The organism is Novosphingobium chloroacetimidivorans, assembly GCF_014204535.1.
Classification (GTDB): domain Bacteria; phylum Pseudomonadota; class Alphaproteobacteria; order Sphingomonadales; family Sphingomonadaceae; genus Novosphingobium; species Novosphingobium chloroacetimidivorans.
The window spans coordinates 1-23,667 of sequence record NZ_JACHLR010000033.1; the positions used below are offsets into that span (position 1 = coordinate 1).

A 23,667-nucleotide genomic window follows, 5' to 3' on the forward strand; every position below is an offset into this window, starting at 1 on the left:
CGCCTGTGGGCAGGATCGACCCGTCGCTGGTTGCGTCCGTCGAGTACCGGATGGACTGCGATGAGCTTGCGATCCTCGAAGATGCGGATCTCGCGAGGGTGGTTTTGTACCTCCACGACCCGTTTGCGCGTAGCGTCCGGGACCGAGTAGAGGTTACCACCGACCGAGACCATGCTCTCGTGGCTGACCCGCCGTTCGACAGTCAGCACAGCATTGTAGGCCGCGGCCGGCAATGCTGTGAGCGCCGGCTGCTCGTCGGCGAAGTGCTGGGACACGATCCGTCTCGTCGTCGCATGCAGGCGGGCGTTGGCCACGGTGTCGAGCCAGTCGCCGAACTGGGCATTGAGATCCTCGGCGTCCCGGAAGGTGCGACCGAGAAAGAAGTCCTGCCGAATGTAGCGGAAAGGGCGCTCGATCTTTCCCTTGGTCTTGGCGCGGTAGGGTCTGCAGGCTCGAGGCAGCGCGCCGTAGTGGTCCAGCAGCGCCACCAGCGAGCGATTGTAGATCACCACGCCATCGGCGTCCTCATCGATCACGGCCGTCTTCATCCGGTCGTAGAGGACCTCCGACGGTGCGCCGCCCATCGCATCGAAGGCGTCGATGTGGCAGCGCATGACGGTCTGCAGGTCTTGGGTCGGGCAGAAACGCCCCCACAGCCACCGGCTGTGCCCCAGGACCATCGAGAACAGCCAGACGATCCGGGTGATCCCAGGCTCATCGGCAAACTCGACGCGAAAATGGGCAAAGTCGACCTGGGCCTGCCTGCCCGCAGGTGTCTCGAACCGACGCTCGAACGGCTTGATCCGCTCAGGCCGACACGCTCGCAGGAAATCTGTCACCGACGTGTAGCCGCCCTTGAAGCCCATAGCCGTGATCTCGCGCAGGAGACGCCTGCCGGACAGATCGGGAAACTGCGTGATCCGCTCGAGAAGATAGGGCTCGAACGGCTCCAAGAGCCTGGGCCGCTCGGGTCGTGGTTTGTAGGCGGGCGGCGCGATGCCACCGGCCAGGTGCTTGCGCACGGTCTTGCGGTCGAGACCGGTCTTGCGCGCGATGGCGGACACGGACAGCCCCTGCCGCCGCAGGTCATGGATCATGACGATTTCCTCAAGTCTGACCACCCAGCGCTCTCCCGGACAACCCAGGTGCATTGAGCGGTACGTGAAGATCGAAGCCAACCCGCTCCGGGGTTAACCCCGGAGCGGGTTGGAGCTCACCTCAAACCTGGGGAATTTTCATTCGGCGCTTTTGGGGAGAATACGTCCGGCACCGACACCCGTGACAATAAACCGCCCGACACAGAGCCCAGATCAAAGCCGCTGGATCAATACGCAGAGTCGCCGCTGCGGCTAGCGTCCGCGGTCGTGGTGTAATCTCCCGGTGTAGACGACGGTGTATGCCCGGGTGGGGCCGAGGCCCCACCCGGGCGTCAGCGTCTCGGTGGCCACCGGGCTCATCGGTTAAGGTGGAAGTGTCGAGCTTCACCAACACCCGAGGAGTTTTTCCCGATGACCGACGACAGACTACCGCTTGCCGAACTGATGGCGAAGAGCGGAGCTTGCCGGCGAGTGGCCGTACCTCTGGCTCGACGCCACCTACCTCAAGGTGCGCGAGGGCGGCCGCATCGTCAGCGTCGCTGCCATAATCGCCGTAGCTGTCACCACCGAGGGCAAGCGCGAGATCGTCGGCCTGCACATCGGCCCCAGCGAAGCCGAGCCGTTCTGGACCACCTTCCTCAAGGACCTCGTCCGGCGCGGCCTGCAAGGCATGAAGCTGGCCATTTCCGACGCCCACGAGGGCCTCAAGGCCGCCATCACCCGCGTCGTCGGCGCGACCTGGCAGCGCTGCCGCGTGTACTTCATGCGCAATGCCCTTGCGCATGTGCCAAAGGGCCAGAACACCGTGGTCGCCGTCGCGATCCGGTAGGTCTTCCTCCAGCGCGATCACGCCGCGGCCACCCAGACCTGGCGTCACTTCGCCGACCAGCTCCGCGCCCGATGGCCTAAGCTCGGAGCCTGCATGGATGCCGCTGAGCACGACGTGCTCGCCTACATGACCTTCCCCGAGCAGCACCGCGGGAAGCTGCACAGCACCAATTCGCTCGAACGGCTCAACAAGGAGGTGAAGCGCCGCGCCGACGTCGTGGGCATCTTCCCCAACGAGGACAGCATCACTCGCCTGATCGGCGCCGTGCTCCTCGAGCAGAACGACGAGTACCAGCTCCGGAACCGCTACATGCAGATCGAAGGCATGGCCGCTCTCGCCACACCACAGATCGAGGAGGCGCCAACGCTACAGATTACACCCAAGGCTGCCTGACCAATGCAGTCCGGAGGCCACACTCGAAATTACACCACGTTGACGGACACGACCCCGGTGCCCCCGGATACCAACCAGCGACACCTCCTCACACAGCGAAACGATGCGGGCAACTAGGAGTGTCCAGGTCGAGGCGAGTAGAGCCCAATCTACAGACTTCTTTTTTGTCATCGCACAACCTGATATTGGTTATTACACTTGAGTTGATGGGGGCAGAACTAACCTCTCTTTTCTACCATCCCTGACAATTCTATCCTCGGGCTGCGTCTGATCCACATCAACCTCCGATATCTCTAATTTCACACAAGACAAACCGTTGTCGTCCAGGTGCTGCCGAAATGATCTTCTTAATTGTTCTATCTTCTCGTTATTAGATGTCATCCCGCACAATTTGTGTAGCTCAGGCTGATCGACTAGCGCGACTCGCACCGAAAGCGTTTCAAAATCTTTCTTCTCATATTGAACTCGCTTCACGCCGGTGAAGTCGACGCCATCATCCAACCAAATCGTGTGGAATCTATGCTCATCCCCAACCCCGCGTTCAAAGGTGATTATCTCCTGAGATCGCCCGATCTTTTCCGACACCGCCCTGAAAGGCAGTCTCGGGTTTGGGACATCGATGGGCATCAGAATGTCATCAAAACGATAACGGATAAGCGGCAAAGTGCGATTGTATAGGTTGGTTACGCAAGTCGATTCAGAACCGATCTCAAAAATCAAGTCGTCCTCAAACAGGTAAATGCCTTCCCAGTCGTTGAGTGCAACGCCCATGAGATTGATCTCAGTTGACCCGTATGAATTCGCGATCTCACATCCAAAGGTTGATCGAAGGATTTCACGCTCTTGAGGAAAGAGCGGCTCCCCCCCAGACTCAAGGAGGGACGGCTGGATCCTCAATCGCCCAGCGCGCGCTTCTTCGGCCAAGGTCATCAGGTAGTGTTTGTATGCACTTATTATTTTAGGCTGATGCTTATTTAGGCCGTCGATGATCTGTGCCCACGGTGCTGTGATGTCGAAATTGCGTGTGTTGAAAAGCAGCCTTTGAGGCCAATCATCCATCAAGCCCATTACCGCGTTGCCCATGTCGTGATCATCAAGTCTGCCAAGAAACGTCGTGCGGGTTCGCGGTTTGATATTTCGGTGCAGCGCACCATAGCTCATTCCGTTGATGATCTCGTCAGTAGTATGTAGATATGTTCCGGGAATACCACTTGACCCTGAAGACTGTACGACATGATACCGACCTAGATACAAGTCCTTTGGAGAGCGCGATTGCTCTATGAAGGACTCTAAGCCATGTCTTGTGATCGCACGATCGGTAACGATCTCGTCGAAATGGTCCTTCACCATTGCTGCGGTCAGAACCGGAAAGTGCTCCGGCCGGCACGTTAGTGGATCGATATGATTTTGTTCTATGACGCGCCGGTACCAAGGCGATGTGGTCTGGGCAAAGGCGACAAGATCCCGAAAGCGCGCAAGGTTGCGCCTCTCGCGTGTTTCGGTCGTGAGCTTAAGAGTGTCTCGGCGCCTTTTCATTGCTTGCGCGAGCTTCCAAAGAATCATGCTTTCCCTCGACGATAACAAGTGGCTTATGCTGGTGTAACCCTCACGAGTGCGACGAACCAGAGGGCGTGAAATGGATCGGGAGTGAACGGATGGTGAAGCTCTTGCAAATCTTGAAGTACCGGGGGCAACAATCGGGGGCGCCGATGCGATCGCGCGGCACCTACTGGGGCATTCCACAGGAGCAGAGTCTATATGAAAATTTCGGAGGGGACGAGCAAATGTTAAAATCGATTGGGCTCGCTCCGAAGTCGATTGGCGGACGGCTCACGCAGGTACGGCCGAGCCGTAATGTGGGAACATACAAGCTTGCGCAATCTGGCGCAGACCTCGGCCATACTTTGCCATAATCCGGATCTCCGTAGCGTTTTCTGCCCCAACCATCCGGACCTCCTCAGTTGAACCGACTGTAGCCGACAGGTCACATGTCAAACGGCGGCACGCGGCATCCTTGTCGCCAGGCCATTTAGCGCGCCGCCAAGCTCTGGCGCCACAACCCCCAGCGACCGCGACCCACAGACTTCCCCCTTGGCTTGCGATCTGAGTATGGACCGTCTCGGAGTGGGGGCCGTGCCGTGTGCCATGACAAGGCACCGTAATGGTCAGCCTGCCAGAGGCTAGACAACGAGAAACGCTGATTTGGGGGAATGGCACTGGCCTTTGCGTGACGCCAAAAAGCCGGAGCAAGGAGGCTTCCGCAAGCCAGGCATTTTGGACGGGGTCACGCGCATGACGGCAGCCCATATCGGCGCCTTCCTGAGGCGCTTTGACTCATGCCGCGCGCGTGGCAGCCGTCGTCCGATAGTGCCGGAGATCGCCGGCTGACGCGGGTTTACGCTGATGATTTACTCGTCTCATTCTCATTAAAGCGGATCTGCCAGAGGATATTGACGCGCTCCGTGCGTTGGTGCTCGAGCGGTGCCCGATGCTCGCCGAAGCGTGTGTCTGCCAGTATAAATGCAGTTGGCTGAACGGGCCTCGGCAAACGGCGACAGCTCGATCCTGACCAGCTTCAGCTTGGAATGGAAGATGGCGAGACGGCACAGGGGCAAGCGCGCGCGACCCGTTATGCAGTCTCACAGCGTGATCGCAGCGGTAAGCTGCGCAAGATCAACCGCGGCTCGCTCACTCCTCATCTCGAACGGATCGAGCAGATCGTCGATGTCGACGGCAAGGCTTGCCCTTAATGCGGAGGTGCGCTGCACGTGACCGGCGAGGATGTCGCCGAGCGCCTCGGCGTGGTGCCCACCACCTTTCGTGTCCTAGTGACCCGTCGTCCGCGCCTTGGTCGCCGAGCCTGCAAGAGCAGGTTCGTCCAAGCGCGAGCTCGGGCCAGGGTCGTCGACGGCGGCATTCCAACCGAGGCGCTGATCGCCCAGGTCCTCGTCGCCAAGTACGCTGATCATCTCCCCTTGTACCGCCAGGCGCAGATCTACCCGAGGTAAGACATTAGGCTCGACCGCTCCACCCTAGCCGACTGGGTCGGACGGGCAGCCTGGTTCTGCGTCCGTCGCGTGATTGCACGCTGGAAGAGCTTAGAAGCTCAGAGCGCCTCTTTGCAGACGAGAAAACGGCACTAATGCTTGATCCTGAACGTGGGCGCACGAAGACCGGCCAGCTCTGGGCCTGTGCTCGCAACGATCGATCATGGGGCGGCAACGATCCGCCGATGTTCGCCTATGTATAGGCGCCTGATTACAAGGCGGAACGCCCCGGCACCCACCTTGAAGACTATGCAGATAACCTGCAGGTCGGCGGTCGGGGCAGCTACACAGCATTCGCCAAGCGTTGTCAACAGGTCTTGCTCGGCTCTCGCTGGTCGCACCTCCCACGCAAAATCAACGATCTTGCCGAAAAGTGGTCGGTGACCACCGAGATCGTGCGTGCGATCGCATGTTCTACGCCATTGCAGATGAGGTGCGTGGCTCACCTGCTGAGCAGCGGCGCGAAGCTCGCGATTAGCGAAGATCTGTCATCTTGGACGAGCTCAAGCCTTACCTCGAAGCAGGGCTCCGGCAGGCCATACCAAGCGCATTGATCAGAACCCAGGGGTCCATTGGCGCAGTCCGAGCGACATGATGCGCCAGGGCTGCTCGACGAGCTTGTTCCAGGCGAAGCAGCGTTGGTCGACGATGTCATCGTACGATTGATAGATGGGGTTCGACAGCCAGTTGTCGTGCATGAACTGCCAGACGTTCTCGACTGGGTTCAGCTCCGGGCACCTCGGCGGCAGCGGCATTAGGGTGATGTTGGGCGGCACGGCCAGCTCTGCCGATCCGTGCCGCCCGGCCTGATCGAGCAGGAGGACGGCATGTGCGCCCGGTGCGACGTGAAAGGCGATCTCCTCAAGGTGCATGCTCATCGCCTCGCTGTTGCAGCGGTGCATGACGATGCCGGCGGCCTTGCCTTCAGCGAGCCAGATCGCACCTAAAAACCATGCCGAGGATCGCCGCTGGTCCTTGGGTGCCGATGGTCGGGTGCCGCGCCTTGCCCAGCGCCGGGTGAGCTTGGTCTCCTGACAGACGCGGGCCTCGTCCTGCCGGCACAGCTCTATCGGCGTTTCTCTCGGGAGCCTCCGCTTGATCTTCGCCAAGCGGCATCGAGGCTCTCTTAAAATCGGCGATGTCGTCGCCATTTTGGCCACAGTGGCGGGGTCGCGCCGAGAGCTTGCAGTAGCCCACCGCGCGTAGTTCGCGCCCGAGGGCGTGGCGTGACGGAGAACTCGAACTCGTCCCATATCCACTGCGCCAGATCGGCAAGCCGCCAGCGTACCACGCCATGCGCCGCTGGGATCGGCCCGGCCTCGACCATCACCGCAAGTCGGGTCCGCTGCTCATCATTGAGGACCGCAGCCCGCCCGGGCGCCTTGCGCGCCGCCAGCCCGTTGGGGCCGTCCGCGTTGAACCGCGGCACCCGATCCCGCAGGATCTGCAGCGTGACGCCGGCAGCCTTTGCCGCTTCGCTCCGGCTCCCGCCGTCCAGGATCAGCGCCACCGCCAACAGCCGCCAAACCGTTCGCCATCTCCACTTAGCCGCACAAGCCCACGTAAATTCGCTGATGTGTAGTCAGATCAAACCCCAGTCGGTGCCGCCATCACAAGCCCCCACGTGCCTGCAATGTCGAACCAGATTCTCAGCGGCTTGGGCACCCCCACGTTAGTCAGCCTCAGCGCACCTTAGTATTACAAGCTGACGGGTACGTGCGCGAAGACAAGGGTCGCGATGGCAAGGCTGTTTCCGATAAGAATCTCAACGCACCGCACGCACGGACGTCAGAACGATGGGCATTATGGTACCTGGAACTGGTCCGCTGCCGCGTTGTCACGCGCATGCTCACATCCAACGGGCACCTGATCGCTATGTTCAGCCTAGTCATGCCAGCTGATCGGCCACCCGACAGCCAATCTATGTCATTACAAAATTCGAGTTAACGGCATCTGCCTCCAAGCTCGAGATCATCGGAGGTCTCGATTGCCAGCTTGCTTGGTGCGCATATGATCACCGCCGTTCACTTTCAAAGTTCCGGACGTCCTGGTGAGCTATCTACGCAGCTTGGAAGCTGATCCCCGGAACTGGCTACGCTGACGCTTCGGGTTGTAAGTCTCGCCACGTGTGTCGCATGGTCAAGCTCGCCGCCTTTGAGAAGCCGTACTTACCGACTGCTCGTTGGCTTCGCGGTGGATTGATATTATTCGCGGCGTCACCATTAGCTTAATCGCGTCAAGAAGCAGTTTGTTTGCAACGCATCAAAGCACAACAGGATCGCATAGGAGCGGGTCCTAAAATCGTTCATCTCACCTTAGCCACGCCCGAGAGTACGTTCATCGCTGCACCGACCACTTTCCTTAGGACGCTGAGTGCTTGCCGGCGGCTTTAGGGAGCTGAGGATACTTGATATCCGCATCTTTCTTTAAAGCCTGCAATATCTGTCCAAATTTAGTCTGGACGGCGCTCTGTACCATTTTTTCACGGGCAAGCGCTAGCTCCTGTTCACTTGATGTCGAGACTGGAACTTCTCGCTCCACCACACTCGCCAATGCCTGGCCCCTCCCAATGATGACAAACGGCTCGCCAGGTTGTGCAGCAGCCATCGCTTTCATGATAGGCGCTGGTGCATTTGCCGTATCGATAGCCGTCGTACCCTCCTCAAACCTGACTTCGTGCGCCTGCAGCACTTGAATAAGCTCGGGATAGGACCTCGTCGCCGCAAGCCCGGCACGCAGGTCAGGATTCTTGGGCTCCGGAAAGATCACCTGCTTGAGTGTGATTCGGCGCCGTCCGCTGCCAATCTCAGGATGCGCTGCAAGATAATCTCGGAGGTCTGCAGACGTGATCGAGTTACCTGAGGATTGTGCCAGAAACTGCGCATACTGTTTCGCAAGTAGCACATCAGAAATTCGTGCTACTTCCAATGTATATTGCGGACGCTGGTCGAGCTTCTGTTTTTTAGCCTGCTCAACTATCAACGCCCGTTCTATAAGAGCGTTAAGGGCCTGCTCACGCGTCATCTGATCTCCGGATGCGGCGACCTCTACTTTCAACGCAGTCTCAGTAATCGGCTGTCCGTTCACGATTGCGGCCGTTTGACCCTCAGGTAGACGATCTCCACAACTAGTAAGCGTCAATGCGACAGCCATGCCTGCAGCTATAGGCCGGACCGAGGATGTTAGGCTCAACAGGCGGTATGGTTTCATGCTGGCGGAAGGCTTTCATTAGATGACGACTTAAGCTATAGAGCTTTGATGGAAACCGTTTTCGACTGGCTTACAGTAGCAATTTTCGCGAGCATCGCTGTCTTGTTTTTGCAGCGATCGACACAGGAAACACCAAGCGACTCAATGTGGCACTACTTACCTCCGACCGCTGGCTGCGCAATAGCCAACCAGTTGGGGAATAATGGCTATGCCCTCACTGCCATCATCATGATGTTGCTCATTTTGATGTACTTAGTTTATTTCCTAAAACCGTTTAAATCTCGAGATTAGCAGGCCCTAAGAGTAGGCCTCGTCCCTGCTGCCCCGAGGTTCTCACCAGTTCTGCCGCGAACAGCCGTAGAAGGTTGAGAGATTGCAAGGCATCTTGTGACACAGTAGACAGTCTTACGAGAACACCATCCGGCACATAGCCATGCAAAGCTTGAACTGCAATCGACCAACGCTGAGCATCCCAGTCGCTCGGCATTTCATTGCCAAATCGCGTCCAATAGAGAACTTGCTCGACCCGGCTATCTCGCTTTGTCGTTAGGAAGCGACCATCAATTGACAGGCTAGATCCGATTCGGATCTTGACCGCCTCATTTGAGAGGATGGTAAATCCGGCCCCGGGATAGCAAGACTCTGGCCTATGCACCATAAGCATACTGCTCTGCGATCGCGCGTAAGCGACGAGCAGCATGACTGCCTCTGATCTCCTCCCGGCATAGGCGCGCATCACCTGCTCATCATAAGTTGCTGCCGCCTTGCGCTCGTCCTCAGGCGGTAGGACAATGTCTTCAGGCGAACTGACCTCAGTCCAGCCTCCAATTCGGCGAGGAATTACATCTTGCGCGGTCCCACGCGTTAGACCGATGACCGGTGTGCGAGGCAGTCGTGCGAACGATAGTCCTGCCGCGCTTATTAGCAATGAGCCGACAAGCATGTCTCGACGGGCGAGAGGCGCAGAGCCGAATGATGGTGGCGTACCCTTCACCACCTTGTTCGCCTCCTCAAGGTGCCAATGAAAGGATGCAGCGCCGCATCAAGTCCTATCAAAAAAAGTATCGCGACGGAAAACGTAAACATACCACCGAAGTCATGACTAAAGTGAAATGCCGCTCCATCGCCGAAGTAGTACGTTATGATGATCAGAGCAACGATTCTCAAGAAGTTTATGAACATTGCGAACGGAACAATGAGCAGAGCCATGAGGATCGCATAACCTACATCGGATCCATGGCGAATGTAAATGTAGAAGGCGCCAATCGCCGTGATGCCGATGATGGAATAAAGGCCGGAGCATGCCGCAGCAACTTGGAGCTGAAAGAAGCCGATGAAGATTGTGGCACCAGCTTGTGCTGCAGGCAGGCCAACAAAGGCAAGAAGATCAACAGCCCAATCGGACAGAGCAGCCTTGATGGGTCGGGTGCCTACAAAGATCCAGTTTTCAGGCGGAGAAACTATGAAGCACAGGTAAAAAATATGAAAGACGAAGCGCGAGATCACCCTCGCGCCGAAATACATGTATGCGCAGATGGTACAGACCGCAATGGCGCTAAGCCCTTCGACCATCATAATACCCGCCACACGCCCCAAGAAGTAGCAGGCTGAGGCGATCAGCAGCAATGGAAGGCCTGGAAAGAGTGCCGGGGCAACTCCGCCCGTAAGCCGATTCCTATCGTGCCAGATCAACCACAGGCCAGTAGCTAAGACGATTGGGCCATGAGCACCTGCTTCGGTCGTCCAATTTAGCTGCGCGAGCCGTGTGAGTGTCGGGAGCGCGATACTCGCGAGGCCTAACACCAGAAGGGTACGCCCCGTCAAAGCGCTCCTTGCGATCGGTCCTGCACTCGGCTCGGCAGATATCCGACTGTACTTGGTCGATGCACTATTCATCGGAGACGACCTAACGCGTTTGGGCTCAATAAGCGAGCGTTACGGCTCTTTCTGACATGAATGCGTTGATTGGTTGCAGCCAAGTTCAGCGTCCTAAGCGCTAGCCCGGCAACCTGGATGAGATTTCCGGTTCCTTAAAGGTAAAGCGCAACAAAAAACCGCCGAGCAAGCCCGGCGGTTTCGTGTTCATGCCATGTTGGTCGGCAAAAATCGATCAGGCGTAAGCTACACGGACAGTAGTCTTCCGCGAACGGCGTGCTGCAAATCCAACCGCGCCGATACCCAAGATCATCAGAGCCCAGGTGGAAGCTTCCGGAACTGCGGAGGCTTCGAAAGTGATGTTTCCAGTGTAGGTGATCGGGGTCGAACCAGCCGTACCATTGACGGTGATGCTGTTGTTAGGGCCGCCGAAGAGCGGAACGCCGGTCGTGTTGAGGCTCAAACCCGTTGCAGTGGTCCGGATGTCATTGTCACCCGTTCCAGGCAGAAATGTAGTCGATGTGCCGCCGCTCTGAACAACAACACTCGTGATGATGAGGGTTGCGGCATTAAGGAACGTAGCAGACAGCGAACCACTGCCAAGCCCATTAACAGGAAGCTCAAACGTGAAGGTATCACTGAAAGCGTTGGTTACAGTGTTCTTGAACGATGCATTGATGTAGGAACCGTCTGCCTCAGCAAATTCGGTCACAAACTTCCCCGAACCATCGTCGATATCGAACGTGGCAGCGCTGGCTGCGGGAGCAAAAGCACATACGGCAACGGCGGCAAGACCGCTAAGCACAAAATTCTTCATAAAGCCTCCTAAATGCAACTTGCAGTTCAAAAATCTTCTCTGCCCGAAAGGTTTCAGAACAGACACTCGATTCCGGCGGCTTCGCTGCCTCAGGTCCCCCGTTAGCAACTCTGACGCGCTATCAAAACTTACGCGACTTTTTACCCTTTTTGGTCTCATTTCGATAACTGATGGCGCGCAAGAGCGCAACTGGAATCTGCGCAGGTGACCGAATCACAAACTCAACTGCGATGCAGAAGAGCGCCCAATCTTGCCTCACCATCTTTCACGGGTTTCTGCGTGGCGTTGGTTTGCCACGCTTTCTCCGCACAGACGCGTCACCATGGTATGCTCGCAGCTTCTCACTATGCCATGAGATTTGCACGAACATGTCTGCTAAAGCTCCGGCAATTTGGAGACAGACATGGCTCCCAGCCGGAGTACGCCCACCCTTGAGCCGATTGCAGTATGTTCCAAAATGGGAATATTTTTAAGCCGAAGCTTCGTAGCTTCGTCGGCGCGAGAGTTACCGTCAGGTGCGAGCCATCGGATAGGATGGCGGCAGTGCGGAGTTGCTGATGATGCACCCAGAAGAGATGAAGTTGCGCCGAATCCCAGGAATTTGCCTCTCCAACGGTCGCTTATCGGTGCGGCGTTCGTGTTGGGAGTTGGTGCTGTCAGTCTAATGGGAACCGCTCTCCATACGATGCAATCCAATTACTTGAGCATATCTGACTAGGGTCTAGACTTGTTCAGAGCCAGAAGGCCACTGCAGCTGCGAGGCTTACGGCTGAGAGGAAGTTCCTGGCGAGTTTGTCGTAGCGTGTAGCGATGCGGCGGAAGTGCTAAAGGCGGCAGAAGATGGCCTCCATCCGCCATCGATCTTTGTAGCGACGTTCGTCGTACTGGATCGCGCGCTTGCAGTTGCGCCGCCTCGGGATGACCGGGATCGTACCCTGCTTGCGCAAGGCGGCCCTGATAAGGTTGGCATCGTAACCGCGGACGGCGATCACCCGCTTCATGAGCGTCGTTCCTTGTAGGTCTCTCAACCATCGAGATGGCGTTCCAGGCTAAAGTGATTGTGGATGTTGGCGTGAACAAATGCGAACTTTTGTAAGGTCTTCATTTGTCTGAAGCGGAGGATGACCCGCTCACGTCGTTGGAACGGCAGGTGCGAGTTCTCGGCCCGGTTATTGGCCCAGCGGCCAATCTCCTGCTTCTCACGATTACCAAGCTCATTCATCGCGGCTCCATACGAGCGCAGACCGTCAGTGGTAATCGCGTCGGGCGAGCCGTGACGCTTCAGCCCCTCCTTCATGAAGGTCAGCAATTCCTGCTTGTCGCGGGCCTTGCTGACATATTTCTTCAGCACCTCACCTTCGTGATCGACAGCTCGCCACAGGTAGACCATCTCGCCGTTCAGCTTCACGTACACTTTGTCCAGGTGCCAACGCCCGTGGCGAATCCTCGCATGCTGCTCACCCGTTTACACTGCACCTCGCCTGCGAACATCGGACTGAATCTGTTCCACCACAGCCGCACACATCATGGCAAATGTCGATTCCGCGCTCAAACAGGAGATCCTCGACATTTCGCAGGCTGAGCGGAGATCGCACATACATCAGCACCACCAGCCGGATCACCTCGGGCTAGGAGTTGAAGTAGCGGAACGGACTGGCTGGCTTGCAAGGACGAGGCATCCACCTTCCACACCCTGCCTGGCTTAGCAGCCGGTGTATTTGGTCTGACAGAACCGCTGGTGGGAAAGAGCGCGGATGCGGAATTTTACGCGAGATGATCGGCTTTGCCGCAGCTTTTGATGGATCTGGAAGTCGGCGCGCTGACCGGCGCAAGCTAGGGCGAGAAGAGCAGTGACCGGCTCGCTCAACGCAATGGCTGTCGCGAGCGCGACTGGGAGACGTGCGCTGGTACGGTCGAGCTGCGCATTCCCCGCTTGCGGGCCGGCAGCTATTTCCCGGCGTTCCTCGAACCTCGCCGCCTCGCCGAGAAGGCACTGACCGCGGTGGTGCAGAGGCCTACATCCAGGGGATCTCGACCCGCTCTGTGAATGATCTGGTCAAAGCCATGGGGATGAGCGGCAACTCGAAGTGCCAGGTGAGCCGGCTGTGCGAGGAGATCGACATCCGCATGAAGGTGTTTCTCGACCAGCCCATCGAGCGCGACTAGCCGTACGTCTCGGTCGATGCCACGTGCCTGAGGGTGCGCTTGGCCGGAGGCATCGTCTCGGTTGGCGTCACCATCGCGCTGGGGGTGAACGGCGACGGGCGGCGCGAAGTGCTGGGATTGGCGATCGGCGCATTGGAGGCCGAGACGTTCTGGACCGACTTCCTGCGCAGCCTGGCACGGCGCGGCCTGCGCCGCGTGAAGCTCGTCATTTCGGATGCGCACGAAGGCATCAAGGCCGCTATCTCGCGCGTGTTCAGCGCGACATGGCAACGGTGCCGGCTCCATTTCGCCCGCAACGCCATGGCGAAGCCCGGCAAGAGCGGGCGCCGTGTCGTGTCCGCCTTCATCGCCACGGCTTACGGAGATGCCCGAGGCGGCCAGGGACAATGGCGCAAGGTCGCCCACCAGCCGCGACCCAGCGCCCCAAGCTAGCCAGGATGATGGACACCGTCGAGGAGGACGTACTGGCCTACATGTCGTTCCCACCCCAAAACCGCACAAAGCTGCACAGCACCAATTCGCCAGGGTGTGAACGGCGAGATCAAGCGGCGCACCGTTGTCGTCGGCTTCTTCCCCGACGAGGACGCCATCATTCGTCTTGTCGGCGCCTTGCTGCTCGAGCAGAACAATGAGTGGGCTGTCCAGCGTGGACGGTACATGACACTTGAAAGCGTCGCGCAACTGAGCGATGATCCCGCCGTCACGTTGCCAGCCATGGCAGCCTGACCTGGCCTGACCGGAGATCGCTGCGGCTACGCCGCCAAAGCTACACCACCCCGTAGGACACGATCGAGCGGCGGATCGACGTTTCCGAGCCAAAGATCCATGTCGCTTTCGGCAGCCCTATGCTCCGCAGGATTGTGTATCCATGACCATTCTCAAACGGACTTTTAATCGTATCTGCCGCATTGCAGCATATTGCGAGTGCAGAATGTTCGCGTACAGAGGGGCAGAAGGGCTGCCGCCCCCGATTATCGTTCAAGGGACGTTGTCTTGTACGCCATGATTAATGTTCTTTCGCCCGACACCGAGGCTTTGGCACCCGCAGCAAAGCGCCGGCCACCGTCGCTTAGGCGCGACGCCGCTTGGACGGCGGCGGATACCTTGGTGTCCGCGGGGCTTGCCTTCCTGTTCCGCTTGGTTGTTGCTCGTTTTGTCGCACCGGCCGAGTTCGGAGTGTTCGCGCTGGCGCTGACCACCTTCGCAATCGTGCAGGTGTTCAACGAGTTTGGTATGGCCGCGACGGTCATTCAGCGTTCGGAAGAGCGCTTCACGCGCGAGGTAGTCGACACCGCCTACGCTGCGTCTACGCTCGTTTCAGCCGGACTCTTTGCTGCTAACATACTTGTGATCGCGCCGCTCACGGCGTGGGTCTACGAAAGCGAGCGAGTCGGCGTGGTGACTGCCGTCATCGGAGTGTCTTTCCTGTTCACGCCGACCGTCAGCATCTCGCGCGCCCTGCTGTTTCGTGCGCGCGACTATCGCGCCGTAACGATCGCGCGAATGGTCTCGACGCTATTCAGCCTAATTGCGGCGTGTATCGTACTCGCACTCTATCGCGATGTATGGTCTTTAGTGGTGCAGATCGTATCCTCACAAATACTATTAGCGATCGCTATGTGGCGGGTGAGTGATTGGCGCCCGCGCTTTGCTATAAGCCGTAGCACATTTCGCGAAATGTTTGGATACAGTGGCTTTGTTTTCGCAAATGATTTAATGGTGTCAGTAGCCCGTAATTTTGATGTGATTACGTTGGGACGCATACTCACGCAAAATCAAGTCGGTTTGTATTCCTTGGCCTTCTACATCACAGACATTGTTCGAATGAATCTTATGTCGATTCTAAACCGAGTGATGTTCACAAAATATTCATCCGTTCAAGGCGATCTTCAGCTCATAAGGCATTTCTATTTAAGGACATTGTACGCCAATTGCTTAGTAATTTATCCGATTATGTTGGCTATCATCCTGTTTGGACCTACTTTAGCGGTCCGCTTCTTAGGCGCTGAGTGGAGTGGCATGAGCTTAGCGCTTCAAGCGTTGGCGCTCGGAGTGATGTTTCATGCGGCAGGTGGCACTACATCGACGGTGTATAAAGCAGTGGGGCGTCCCGGCCTAGACCTTGCCTTATTTGCATTAACTTCTGTGGCGTTTCTGCTGCCTGCGCTTATCGGCGGGGCGCTGATTGCCGGTATTTCTGGCGCAGCAATTGCAGTTGCCGCGAACAAAGCAGTGTCAGTCGCTATCCGGCAGATCTTTCTCGATCGCCTGATCGGCGACGTTACCGAACACGTGATTGTCGTGCTTGCTCGCGTTCTCCTATTGCAATTGCCTATTGTTGCCCTCGCGCTGGCGGCGCGTCTGCTCTTTCCCGGCGGCGGCTGGGAACGCGACCTAGTTACCGCCATCATAAGTGCAATCGTGTATGTGCCTATTATGATCAGCCGTGTTCGCGAGGCTAGGGATCGCTGATGCTATTAGAACGATTGGTCAACTTGGCGGATGCCGGGTTGAAGATGCAAAGTGGAGCCGGCCCAATGCCGGCCGGGCGGAATGGCGCTTATGGAGATCCAGAAACGCCTGTGCGAAACACCTCGCATTGGCTCACGAGTTTCTGCGTCGCTAACGCTGTTACCGGCGAAGCCAAATTCCGCGAAGCTGCTGAACGTGCGCTGCGCTTCTTGCTTGCGTGCGTTGCAGCAGTACCCGGCGGTATACCGGTTCGCCAAGCACCGACAAAGGACCGAACAAACGGCGTGTTAGGGCAAGCGCACTTGCTGGAATCGCTATTCTACGCAGCCGTGGCGCTCCAGCGCGATGACGCATGGCAGGCTGGCATTGACCTAATCAAACGCCATAGCTGGAATGAAAGTTGGAACCTATGGAACCGGGTCACGCCCTCGGGTAAGATCTTGCCGCCTGACGAAACTTTCAATCATCAGCTTTACTTCGCGGCCGCCGTGGCATTGTTCGCTCCAGGCAACGAATATGCCTTGCTCGAGCTCGACCGTTTCATCGCTGGGACTGCTTACACATTTCAGACTAGAGTTGATGGCCGAGTTGTTCATTCGGTACGTCGGCCCGCCAACTTTGTTCAGCGGTTGCGCCATGCGATACGTGAGCCCAAGCGAGAGAAGGCAATGGCGACAAAAGAAGCAGACTACCATCTGTATAACATGTATGGGTACGCGCTACTTGCCGCTTCTGGAAAAGATCCAATGCTCAACGAGCGGAGCGATTGGCATCGGGCGAAATCTTTCGTGACCGGACCGGCAGTGAAAAAGCGTATAACTGCGACACACTGGATGAACGGTCTCTCTTCAGGTACAGAAACCGCCGCTTGTGATCTAGCATTTTTCAATCAGGTCTTTGGCGAGCCAGATCAAGCTGACTTGGATTTAGCTGAAGAAATGCTGGATTTTACTGGAGGGCCGGATGGAAGTTTTTCACTATACTCACCTGACCCTGTGACGCAGCAGGCAAGGCATTATCGTTACTGGCGTCTAATCAAAACTGACAGCGAGTTAAGAGGAAGGGCCCCGTCAATGGGGGGGGGCGCAGGATGAGTGTGATCCGACTTGCTGCACAAGTAATCCCTTCCGCTCAGCGAGAGGCGATCCGTACTGGCATCCGCCGCACCCAGCGCTCGATCCGGGGCTTCTTCCTGCGATTTGTAGTACGCAACCGCTTTGCCGCAGCGGCGTACTACGCGCTTGGCAACCATCAACTGCTACGCGAGGCGCGCGCGGTGGCAGCTGGCCAACTTCGTTACGAGGCGGATCACCGTGGCGCTTCCGGCAGTTACTACCTTTTGCGCCGCAATATTCATCGGTTGGAAAAAGGGCTGATTATGCGCCCTCGGCGTCCGGTGTTTGCAGCCGACTTCATCGAAGAGACGGTGCAGATTTTCGCGCATGCAATGCATGTTTCTGGTGGTGAGTGGAATAGCGAGCTAGTCTGGGCCGAGGATGTGCTCTCAGACTATTTTGATGCAGTGGACGTAACTGTGGTAAAGATCGCGTCTGCGTATGGGCGATATCTTGCAATCGAAAAAACGACGCGTGCGCCCGTACTGCAGCGGGCCGTGCCATATAAACGCGATCTTTCCTCACCGCCGCCAGTCAGCTTCGAAGACTTTATGGCGCTAAGCAGGCGACGGCGCTCAGTGCGGTGGTACGAAAATCGCCGGGTCGATCGAGCGGCGGTTAGTAGGGCGCTAGAGGCTGCCGCGCAGTCTCCCAGCGCCTGCAACCGGCAGCCTTTTCATTTCCGCATCTTTGACGAGCCGGAGATGGCGCAGCGTGTCACTGCGATCGCCATGGGCACGAAGGGTTTCTCGCAACAGGTTCCTGCCGTCGCGGTGGTGATTGGACAGCTGCGCGCGTATCCCTTTGAGCGCGACCGCCATATCATCTATATCGACGCCTCGCTCGCAGCAATGAGCTTCATGTTCGCGCTGGAAACAATGGGGCTGGCATCCTGCCCCATCAACTGGCCTGACCAGGAGCCGCATGAAACCCGCATTCGCGAGGCCGTGCCCATGGATGAAGACGAACGGGTGGTGATGCTGATCGCATTCGGTTGGCCGGACCCGGCCGGCAAGGTGCCCTTCTCCAGCAAGCGATCGGTGACGGACATGGCTGTGTTCAACCAGCACGGACGGCTTCTGGAACTGCCACGGGATTGAGGCAGCGACAGACTCTCAACAGCCAGCGTGATCGCCTCGGAAGAGAGAGAGAGAGCGAGGGAGAGACAGCATCTCCTTGAGCCTCTGGTCACTGGCGGATAAGATCGGCGCAATCTGCATCGATTAGTATGAACAGCCACGCAAGTGAATTTAGCTCTCGAGTCAGTCGATTGTCGTTCGAGAGTCTCATGCCAACGGTGCCCTAGGGGCACATAAGCCAATCAGCAACCACGCAGATAGAGCCTGCAGCTACCCGATGGCTTGCGGGAGCCGCAAGCGAAGGCTTTGCTCCCACACACAAACCATTAAGGGAATAGCCGGATTTCACGGAGGCCGCATGAGTACTTTCGAAATCAAGGGGATCAATTTTGACAATCACGGCGCGGCAATGATGCTGTTGTCCGTGCGCGAGCGGTTAGGTGGCGAGCATCGGATCGCGGTGGAAGCCGCTGGAGATTATGACGTGCGTGCGCCTTATGGCCTCCATCAGATCCTGCGTCATGCCGGCCGGATTCCGCTAAACCCCTTGGTTTCGAGCGCACCACGTCGGTTGCGCAGCCGTGTGGGCTTGATAATCGATAGCGAAATTGATGCTGTACTTGATGCGTCGGGCTTCGCCTATGGCGATGACTGGGGGGCTGCTAAGATCCACAAGCGGTTAGATGCGGCATTGGTGCGGCGCGCGCGTACGGGAATGCCAGTGATCCTACTGCCTCAAGCGATGGGGCCGTTCAACAAGGCGGAGGTACGCAATGCCTTTGCCCGAGTGATCGATCAGGCCAGCCTTATCTACGTTCGAGATGCCAGCACGCAAACCTATGTGGAAGAAGCGTTCGGCATGCGTGACAATGTTCGCCGTTGCCCAGATTTCACCATAGGGCTACAGGGCCTGCGCGATCCGCGCCATGCGCGATTGGCCGGTCGGCCGGCTATCGTGCCCAACCATATGGTGGTGCGGAACTCCGACGCGGCGACACGCAGAATTTATGTGGATCTGCTTGCCTCCTCTGCCGCAGCTGCGAAAGCCGCTTTCGGCGAACCCTTTGTTGCGCTTCACGATGCTCGCCAGGATGCGGCGCTCGCCGTTGAGCTCAGCGAGCGGCTCGGCACGGTTGAGAAGGTGACCGAGCACCGGCCGCAGGTGATGAAGGGTATTCTGGCTGATTCCGCGGTGGTGGTCGGGTCGCGCTTCCATGCGCTGGTCGCGGCGCTATCGCACGGAACGCCAGTAATCGCCTTTGGTTGGTCGCATAAATATGCCGAGCTTCTCACTGATTTTGGGTGCTCGGAGGCGCTAGTGAAGGTCGAGCCGAGCGCCGAGGCAGAAGTGCTCACGCTGATGGAAAGGATTGTGGCCGATCGCGAGGCGATCTCGGCGCGCCTTCAAAGCCGAGCGGCCGAACTCAAAGCACAGGTGGTGGACATGTGGGATGAGGTCGCCCTAGTCTTGCAGGGAACAGCTCGATGAGCCTGCCTTCTGTCAGCGTCATCATTCCGACGTACAATGACGAGCGGCTCGCCGCCTGCCTCGCAGCACTCGAGCAGCAGGATTACGCCGGCCCATACGAGGTCATCGTGGTTGATAATGGGTCGGACGTTCTGCCGACGGTGACCGGTCGGGCCCGGCTGTTGCAGGAGGCGAAGCCAGGCTCGTACAACGCACGAAACCGCGCACTGGGTGAGGCAACCGGGACAATTCTGGCCTTTACCGACTCGGATTGCGTGCCTCATCCGGGTTGGCTTAGCGCTGGGGTAAGTGCCGTCACCAACGAGCCGGATATTGGGCTTGCCGGTGGCCAGGTGCAGATCACGCCCATGTCGGGTGCCAAACCTAGTTTGGCCGAGCTGTACGAGGTTGCGATTGCCTTTCCACAAGAGACTTATGTTCGCGAGGGCAAGTATGCTGCCACCGCCAATATGTTCACCACGCGGAGCGTGATGGAAACGGTGGGGCCGTTTAATAACAAGCTGCGCTCCGGCGGCGACGCCGAGTGGGGGCAACGCACTGCGGCGGCGGGGTACCGTCTTGTATATGTTGACGGTGCAGTCGTAGACCACCCCGCCCGCACCCATGACGAGATCATGCATAAGCTCCGTCGCACCACCGGAGGCGAGCGCGACCGTCGTCCTGGCTGGCTACAGTGCGTAAGGTTCTGCGCCCGCCACCTCCCGCCGCCGCGCTCGCGCATCCGCCGCGTGCTGGCGCTGAAGGGCATCGATCCCGCCCGCCGGGCGGCTTTGGTAGGTTATTGCGTGTTCATCTATTGGAGACACGCTGCCGAGCGGCTACGCCTCCAAATAACAGGCGCGCATTCGAGCAGGTGATCTTGCCGCTCGGCGCGAGACTGGTCACTGTTGCGCGATCAAGGAGAACAAGGCCCAGCGGTGCATCTTGCCGCCTTGATCCGCGCCAGTACCACCTCGATCAAGCCGCTCAGATCCAGCGCGACGAGTTCGAAGCTCTTGTTGAGCTCGATACTCACTGGAACATCGAGATCACCGGCTTCTCGACGGTCGAGATCGACTTGCTCCTAGACATGAGCCTCGCCGAAGCAAAGCTGGAAGAGCAGCCCAACCTCGACCGCCGCGAAGTATCCGGCGTCGAGTGCGGCGACCTGTGGATCTTAGAGTCCCACCGCCTGCTGTGCGGCGAGTCGCGCGACATCGCTTGGTTCCAGCGGCTGATGCGGAGATGGCTAGTGCTATGACAATGTCTTGTGACGATGCTGGTACTAGGGCGCGAACTCATAAATTGGGTTGAGCTGTTGCGCGTAGCGTGATTCAGGCACCTCTGGAAACGGAGGGCGTATGGCGCGGCGGCGGTATGAACTGGCGGACAAGGAGTGGCTCGTTATTGAGCCGTTGCTGCCCAACAAGCCTCGTGGGGTGCCTCGGGTAGACGATCGGCGTGTCCTGAACGGCATTTTCTGGCGTTTCCGGTCCGGTGCGCCTTGGGCAGAGATCCCGGAGCGCTATGGGCCGTCAACAACCTGCTACAACCGGTTCGTCCGCTGGCGAAAGGCCGGTGTATGGGACCGGCTGCTGGTGGCAGTATCCGCCGGCTTCAATGGTGAGTTGGTGATGATCGATTCCACCTGCATGCGCGTCCACCAGTACGGTGCGACGGGCAAAAGGGGGGATCTGGAGATCATGGCATGGAACGTTCCCGGGGCAGCCTTACGACCAAACTCCACGCTCTCGTCGACGCTGATGGACGTCCTGTCGGTCTGCGACTGACAGTTGGGCAGGTCCACGATGCATGCGAAGCTGAAGCGCTGATCGAAACAATCCCTGAAGGAGCCACACTGCTCGGCGACAAGGGTTATGACAGCACCGCCATCCGCGAAGCGGCGGCGGCCAGAAATGTCTGGGCCAACATCCCCAACCGCTCCAACCGTAAGCAGCGCTTCGGCTTCTCGCCTTGGCTCTACCGGCAGCGCAACCTCGTCGAGCGCTTCTTCAACCGGATCAAGCAGTTCCGTGGCATCGCCACCCGCTACGACAAGGATGCTGCCAACTATCTCGCAGCCATCAAGCTCGTCTGCACACGCCTCTGGTGCAACGCGTAATGAGTCCACGCCCTAGCGCACCCTTTCGGTGAGGCCCGCCTTGTTCGGCTAGTGAGCGACCGCTCTTAGGAGTGCTCTTAAGAGCGCACCTAGAAGCGGTTTATGGGGCAGGTCACGGTGATGTCAGGGCCCGAACGGCGCCGGCGTTGGAGCCACGACGAGCGGCTGGAGATCCTGAGGGACGCCTTCTCGCCTGGAGCGTGCGTGGCCGAGGTTGCTCGACGGTACGATGTCTCGACTGCGCTGATCTACATCTGGCGTCGCAAGCTTCGCGAGGCGGGGGTTGAGCGGGCAGCGCCCGAGCTTGCCAGCCCAGGCTTTGCTGAGGCGGTGATCCAGGACGGTGGAGCTGTGACGCCGACGTTAGGTCCGGTGATTGTCGTAGATCTTGCACGCGACCGGCGGGTGAGCATCTTCGCGTCGGCTTCGCCTGCGTTGGCCGCCGCGGCGCTCAAGGCTCTGCGGTGATCCCTACCGGAGCGCGTGTGTGGATCGCCATCGGCCACACCGACATGCGGAAGGCATGCAAGGCTTGGCGCTGCTGGTGCAGCAAGGTCTTGGACGCAATCCTCATGGTGGCGATCTGTTCGTGTTTCGCGGACGGGCCGGGTCTCTGGTCAAGATCATCTGGCATGATGGGTTGGTATGTCGCTCTATGCCAAACGGCTCGAGAAAGGTCCCTTTATCTGGCCATCGGCAAAGGATGGGACGGTGTCGCTGACGAGCTCGCAGCTGGCCTGTTTGCTCAAGGGTGTCGACTGGCGTAACCTTTAGTACACTCGGCATCCGACCAGCGCTGGTTAGGTCCGCATATTGTTCGCACACAGGCGCACTTAGTGCTTCAAATCCGCTGTTTTCTGTGATTCCTTGCTGGTCATGGATGCCGCTGGCTCACCCGCTCCAGAAGACTTCGAGGCCCTCAGGGCCGAGCTGGCAGTGGCTCGGGCAGATGCTGCCGGAGTCAAGGCGATCAACGCTGATCTGGAAGCCCGCAATGCCCTCCACGAGCTCCAAAACGAAAAGATGCGGCGTGCTCTGTATGGCCAGCGCTCCGAGCGTGCACGCCAGCTGATCGATCAGCTGGAGCTAGGCTTCGAGGAGCTGGAGACATCCGCCAGCGAGGACGAGGCGTTTGCGATCATCGCCGCTGCTGGCGCGAGTGTCGCCGCATTCACGCGTAAACGACCGGCCCGCAAACACTTGCCCGAGCATCTCCCGCGCGAGCGCGTTGTCATTGCGGCGCCGTGCTCGTGCCCGGCATGCGGCAGCGATCGCCTCTCCAAGCTTGGCGAGGATGTCATCGAGACGCTGGAGGTGATCCCGCGCCGGTGGAAGGTCGTTCAGACCGTCCACGAGAAATTCTCCTGCCGGGAGTACGAGAGGATCACACAGCCGCCCGCGCCCTTCCATGTGACGCCGCGGGGTCTGTTCGGCCCCAGCTTCCTGGCGATGGTCCTCTTCGCGAGATTCGGCGTGCATCAGCCCTTAACCGTCAGCGGGATCGCTATGCACGCGAGGGTGTCGAGCTCAGCCTGACGACGCTGGCAGACCAGGTTGGCGCTTGCACCGCGGCGCTGATGCCACTCTACCGCTTGATCGAGGCGCACACCCTCGCCGGTGAGCGGCTTCACGGGGACGACACGACCATTCCGGTGCTGGCGGGCGGCAAAACCGACACGGCTCGGTTGTGGACCTACGTGCGCGATGATCGGCCATTCGGTTGCAGAGCACCACCCGCAGCCATCTACCACTACTCTCGCGATCGACGCGGCGAGCATCCACTCGCTCACTTGCAGGGCTGGTCCGGCATCCTCCAGGCAGACGCCTATGCCGGCTACAACGGCTTGTTCCGGACAGATCGGAAGCCCGAGCCGCTGAAGCGGGCCTTGTGCTGGGCGCACGCACGACGCCACTTCTTTGAGCTGGCCGATGCCGAGACCCAGCTCAAGAAGCGCCGCAAGGGCTCGCCGGTGATCG

The 23,667-nt window shown here is 58.6% G+C and carries 20 protein-coding genes and 7 pseudogenes; 17 read left to right on the plus strand and 10 right to left on the minus strand.

Annotation, left to right across the window (positions count from 1 at the left end; translation table 11 throughout):
* Window positions 1-1,121 (minus strand): IS21 family transposase (istA, locus tag HNO88_RS20340; RefSeq protein ID WP_312857140.1); only part of this gene is annotated, 1,121 nt, incomplete at its 3' end.
* Window positions 1,122-1,557: 436 nt separating this feature from the next.
* Between istA and HNO88_RS20345 the strand changes: the two are divergent.
* Window positions 1,558-2,319: pseudogene (locus tag HNO88_RS20345) on the plus strand (IS256 family transposase); the annotation flags it as partial.
* A 192-nt stretch (window positions 2,320-2,511) separates the two neighbouring features.
* Here HNO88_RS20345 and HNO88_RS20350 read toward each other — a convergent pair.
* Complete coding sequence (locus HNO88_RS20350) at window positions 2,512-3,882, minus strand: phenylacetate--CoA ligase family protein (protein WP_184250259.1); 1,371 nt, start codon at window positions 3,880-3,882, stop codon at window positions 2,512-2,514.
* Window positions 3,883-4,904: 1,022 nt separating this feature from the next.
* Here HNO88_RS20350 and HNO88_RS20355 point away from each other — a divergent pair.
* From HNO88_RS20355 to HNO88_RS22770, 3 genes are all read left to right on the plus strand, one after another.
* Window positions 4,905-5,069, plus strand: a complete 165-nt coding sequence (locus tag HNO88_RS20355) for a hypothetical protein (RefSeq protein ID WP_184250261.1) — start codon at window positions 4,905-4,907, stop codon at window positions 5,067-5,069.
* A gap of 18 nt (window positions 5,070-5,087) precedes the next feature.
* Window positions 5,088-5,327, plus strand: coding sequence for an IS66 family transposase (locus HNO88_RS22915; RefSeq protein ID WP_184250264.1), 240 nt, complete (start codon window positions 5,088-5,090; stop codon window positions 5,325-5,327).
* Between the two features lie 80 nt (window positions 5,328-5,407).
* Complete coding sequence (locus HNO88_RS22770) at window positions 5,408-5,569, plus strand: IS66 family transposase (protein WP_281384074.1); 162 nt, start codon at window positions 5,408-5,410, stop codon at window positions 5,567-5,569.
* A gap of 351 nt (window positions 5,570-5,920) precedes the next feature.
* Here the strand turns inward: HNO88_RS22770 and HNO88_RS20370 are convergent, their stop codons facing one another.
* The 3 genes from HNO88_RS20370 to HNO88_RS20375 form a co-directional block, all read right to left on the minus strand.
* Window positions 5,921-6,526, minus strand: coding sequence for an IS630 family transposase (locus tag HNO88_RS20370; RefSeq protein WP_312857141.1), 606 nt, complete (start codon window positions 6,524-6,526; stop codon window positions 5,921-5,923).
* Window positions 6,493-6,876 carry a helix-turn-helix domain-containing protein gene (locus HNO88_RS22920; RefSeq protein WP_312857143.1) on the minus strand — a complete coding sequence of 128 codons (384 nt, stop codon included), beginning with the start codon at window positions 6,874-6,876 and terminating at the stop codon, window positions 6,493-6,495. Before HNO88_RS22920 ends, HNO88_RS20370 begins: the two co-directional genes overlap by 34 nt.
* Window positions 6,877-7,727: 851 nt before the next feature.
* Entirely contained in the window at window positions 7,728-8,453 is a 726-nt protein-coding gene (locus HNO88_RS20375; protein WP_221420139.1) for a hypothetical protein, read from the minus strand.
* 171 nt (window positions 8,454-8,624) lie between these two features.
* Between HNO88_RS20375 and HNO88_RS20380 the strand changes: the two genes are divergently transcribed.
* Window positions 8,625-8,867 carry an XrtV sorting system accessory protein gene (locus HNO88_RS20380; protein WP_184250271.1) on the plus strand — a complete coding sequence of 81 codons (243 nt, stop codon included), beginning with the start codon at window positions 8,625-8,627 and terminating at the stop codon, window positions 8,865-8,867.
* Here HNO88_RS20380 and epsI read toward each other — a convergent pair.
* The 5 genes and pseudogenes from epsI to HNO88_RS23195 all read right to left on the minus strand — a co-directional run bounded on the left by epsI (window position 8,851) and on the right by HNO88_RS23195 (window position 12,890).
* Window positions 8,851-9,519 (minus strand): exosortase-associated protein EpsI, V-type, encoded by a 669-nt coding sequence (gene epsI, locus HNO88_RS23070; protein WP_376768791.1) that lies wholly within the window; start codon window positions 9,517-9,519, stop codon window positions 8,851-8,853. The genes HNO88_RS20380 and epsI overlap by 17 nt on opposite strands.
* Window positions 9,520-9,566: 47 nt before the next feature.
* Complete coding sequence (gene xrtV / locus HNO88_RS20390) at window positions 9,567-10,472, minus strand: exosortase V (RefSeq protein ID WP_246382207.1); 906 nt, start codon at window positions 10,470-10,472, stop codon at window positions 9,567-9,569.
* Between the two features lie 214 nt (window positions 10,473-10,686).
* Window positions 10,687-11,268, minus strand: a complete 582-nt coding sequence (locus HNO88_RS20395; protein ID WP_184250279.1) for an FxDxF family PEP-CTERM protein — start codon at window positions 11,266-11,268, stop codon at window positions 10,687-10,689.
* Window positions 11,269-11,999: 731 nt separating this feature from the next.
* A pseudogene (locus tag HNO88_RS20400) lies at window positions 12,000-12,254 on the minus strand (transposase); the annotation flags it as partial.
* A 38-nt stretch (window positions 12,255-12,292) separates the two neighbouring features.
* Window positions 12,293-12,890, minus strand: a pseudogene (locus HNO88_RS23195) (IS6 family transposase).
* Between the two features lie 101 nt (window positions 12,891-12,991).
* Between HNO88_RS23195 and HNO88_RS20410 the strand changes: the two are divergent.
* From HNO88_RS20410 to tnpC, 12 genes and pseudogenes are all read left to right on the plus strand, one after another.
* Window positions 12,992-14,160: pseudogene (locus HNO88_RS20410) on the plus strand (IS256 family transposase).
* A gap of 276 nt (window positions 14,161-14,436) precedes the next feature.
* Window positions 14,437-15,906: a lipopolysaccharide biosynthesis protein gene (locus HNO88_RS20415; protein ID WP_246382216.1), complete on the plus strand. Its 1,470-nt coding sequence runs from the start codon at window positions 14,437-14,439 to the stop codon at window positions 15,904-15,906.
* A complete protein-coding gene (locus HNO88_RS20420) occupies window positions 15,906-17,000 on the plus strand; it encodes a hypothetical protein (protein ID WP_184250288.1) in 1,095 nt (364 codons plus the stop codon). The genes HNO88_RS20415 and HNO88_RS20420 overlap by 1 nt, the downstream gene beginning before the upstream one ends.
* Window positions 16,997-18,121, plus strand: coding sequence for a nitroreductase family protein (locus tag HNO88_RS20425; protein ID WP_184250291.1), 1,125 nt, complete (start codon window positions 16,997-16,999; stop codon window positions 18,119-18,121). The genes HNO88_RS20420 and HNO88_RS20425 overlap by 4 nt, the downstream gene beginning before the upstream one ends.
* 337 nt (window positions 18,122-18,458) lie before the next feature.
* A complete protein-coding gene (locus HNO88_RS20430) occupies window positions 18,459-19,589 on the plus strand; it encodes a polysaccharide pyruvyl transferase family protein (RefSeq protein ID WP_184250294.1) in 1,131 nt (376 codons plus the stop codon).
* Window positions 19,586-20,446, plus strand: coding sequence for a glycosyltransferase family 2 protein (locus HNO88_RS20435; RefSeq protein ID WP_184250296.1), 861 nt, complete (start codon window positions 19,586-19,588; stop codon window positions 20,444-20,446). Before HNO88_RS20430 ends, HNO88_RS20435 begins: the two co-directional genes overlap by 4 nt.
* A 2-nt stretch (window positions 20,447-20,448) precedes the next feature.
* Window positions 20,449-20,829, plus strand: a complete 381-nt coding sequence (locus HNO88_RS20440) for a hypothetical protein (protein WP_184250299.1) — start codon at window positions 20,449-20,451, stop codon at window positions 20,827-20,829.
* Between the two features lie 100 nt (window positions 20,830-20,929).
* Window positions 20,930-21,690 (plus strand): annotated as a pseudogene (locus HNO88_RS20445) (IS5 family transposase).
* Window positions 21,691-21,792: 102 nt separating this feature from the next.
* Window positions 21,793-22,158, plus strand: a complete 366-nt coding sequence (gene tnpA / locus HNO88_RS20450; RefSeq protein WP_184250305.1) for an IS66-like element accessory protein TnpA — start codon at window positions 21,793-21,795, stop codon at window positions 22,156-22,158.
* A gap of 55 nt (window positions 22,159-22,213) precedes the next feature.
* Window positions 22,214-22,318, plus strand: a pseudogene (tnpB, locus tag HNO88_RS23075) (IS66 family insertion sequence element accessory protein TnpB); the annotation flags it as partial.
* Window positions 22,319-22,335: 17 nt separating this feature from the next.
* Window positions 22,336-22,464, plus strand: a complete 129-nt coding sequence (gene tnpB, locus HNO88_RS23080; RefSeq protein WP_281384072.1) for an IS66 family insertion sequence element accessory protein TnpB — start codon at window positions 22,336-22,338, stop codon at window positions 22,462-22,464.
* A gap of 102 nt (window positions 22,465-22,566) precedes the next feature.
* Window positions 22,567-23,667 (plus strand): annotated as a pseudogene (tnpC, locus tag HNO88_RS22500) (IS66 family transposase); the annotation flags it as partial.